The organism is Microbacterium sp. Bi128 (assembly GCF_918698205.1).
Window position 1 is genome coordinate 1 of sequence record NZ_CAKKMM010001058.1, and the last position, 1,800, is coordinate 1,800.

Here is a 1,800-nt window from a genome sequence, read left to right on the forward strand (position 1 = left end):
AAATCGAGGGTGCCGATCGTGCAGTTCTTCAAGGCGACCCGGGTGGCGGTGCAGGAGCCCAGATCCAGCTCGTTAATGATGCAGTCGCTGATCTGCACGTCCGTGAGCTTGGACCCGCGCAGGTTCACGTAGTCGAGTTTGCCGCCGTCGATCCGCACGGACTGCCAGCCGCTTTCATAGAGCTCCGCCGATCCCCAGCGGGGGTTGCCGATCTCGACATCCCGCAGGCTGGTCCGGGCCGCCATCAGCACCGGGGCGTACGTCTCGGCCAGGATGCAGTCACGGAAAGTCGCGCCCCGCAGCTGCGTCTCATTGAAGGACACTCCGGTGAATTCGCACTCGGCAAAGTCCGTACCGCCCAGGTCCAGACCGTCTGCCGACGCGCGGCTGTAGCGGACGCCGTCGTACCGAACACCCCGCCGGAACTCCGGGGCAGGGTCGTCCTGCAGATCCCCGGGACGGACCGGCGCGAGCCGGGGGGCGGTGACCTTGGGGGTTTTCTCCGCCGCGGTGCGCCGGACCATCACTGGCACTCGGCCTTGGCCGCGATGTCCGCCAGGTCTTTTGCAAGCGCCTTGCGGGTGATGCGCATCCCGAGCGGACCGAACACGGTGAGCATGATCCTGCTGAACCGGGTCGGTTTGATGACTTCGGCGCCAAAGGTCAGCGTAAGGTCGGTTCCCCCGCCGCGCTCCGCGAGCGCGAACCTGGTGGTGTAGTCGGCGCCGCCCTGGAGGGCCTTCACAGTGGTGCTGCCGGCCCGGCCGTTCGACGGCGCCTCGGACTGGGCAACCCACATCTCCACCGTTTCCGCGCGCCCCATCATGGTGCGGGTCTCCTTCCAGCGGGTACCCACGGCATAGGGTCCGTCGGTGAGCATCTGGATCGATTCGACGCCGGAGAGGGTCGCGGCAGATCCGGGAATGTCCGACACCACCGCCCAGACCGCGTCCGCCGGAGCATTGATGTGCTGCGTGAGAGTGGTCTTGTGGTCCATGACCTCGAGCCTAGCCCGCGGGCCGGGGGGATTTCATCCTTTCGCGAACCGCGCCGCCGCTGCCGCGGATGACGCTGCGGAGAATTGCCCCGCGAGACCCCTTGAATTAGTAAGCATGCTTTGTGTTAGGCTGATCGGACAGTATTTTCAACCGGAACGAAAGGTGGCCTACACCATGGGTGTCGGAGACAAGATTCAGAACGAAGCGGAGCACCTCGGCGGCAAGGCCAAGGAAACTGCCGGAAACGCCACTGGCAACGACCAGCTGCGCGCCGAGGGCCAGAAGGACCAGGTTGTAGCCGACGCGAAGAAGGTCGGCGAAAACGTCAAGGACGCCTTCAAGAAGGACTAGTCTTTAGGACGTTGGCGGCGCCGGATTTTCCTTTGGGGGATCTCCGGCGCCGCTTTTTTCGCCCGTGCAAGAATGGCCCCACAGCCGACGGAGGGGTCAGAATGGCACGGACACACGCAGGACGCGGCAAGCCCGCCGCCCGGGATCTCAGCAATACCGACCTAGGCCGGTCCGGCGCCGCCGCTGGCGGTTCGCCGGCGCTGCGCGGCTACCTGGCGACGCCGCAGGGCGAAGGGCCGTTCCCCGCGGTCCTGATGGTCCATGAGGCGTTTGGCCTGGACGACATCACCGTCCGCCACGCCGACCGGATGGCGGCGGCCGGCTACCTGACATTGGCCGTTGACCTGTACAGCGACGGCGGGGCGCGCCGCTGCCTCGTCGCCACCATGCGCGCGCTCTCCGCGGGCGAGGGCCGGGCCTTCACCGATCTGGCCGCCGCCCGGGACTGGCT

At 66.8% G+C, this 1,800-nt stretch carries 4 protein-coding genes; 2 read left to right on the plus strand and 2 right to left on the minus strand.

Features of this window, described 5'->3' with window-relative positions; genetic code table 11:
* Together LQV45_RS29715 and LQV45_RS29720 are read right to left on the minus strand one after the other, a co-directional pair.
* On the minus strand, positions 1 to 524 hold a 524-nt coding region (locus LQV45_RS29715; protein WP_230010718.1), incomplete at its 3' end, for a pentapeptide repeat-containing protein.
* The gene (locus LQV45_RS29720) at positions 524 to 997 is read right to left on the minus strand and encodes an SRPBCC family protein (protein WP_230010721.1); all 474 of its coding nucleotides are present in this window, start codon (positions 995 to 997) and stop codon (positions 524 to 526) included. The genes LQV45_RS29715 and LQV45_RS29720, both read right to left, overlap by 1 nt.
* A gap of 175 nt (positions 998 to 1,172) precedes the next feature.
* Between LQV45_RS29720 and LQV45_RS29725 the strand changes: the two genes are divergently transcribed.
* Together LQV45_RS29725 and LQV45_RS29730 are read left to right on the plus strand one after the other, a co-directional pair.
* Positions 1,173 to 1,349, plus strand: a complete 177-nt coding sequence (locus LQV45_RS29725) for a CsbD family protein (protein ID WP_043435744.1) — start codon at positions 1,173 to 1,175, stop codon at positions 1,347 to 1,349.
* 101 nt (positions 1,350 to 1,450) lie between these two features.
* A partial coding sequence (locus tag LQV45_RS29730) for a dienelactone hydrolase family protein (RefSeq protein WP_230010724.1) occupies positions 1,451 to 1,800 on the plus strand: 350 nt, incomplete at its 3' end.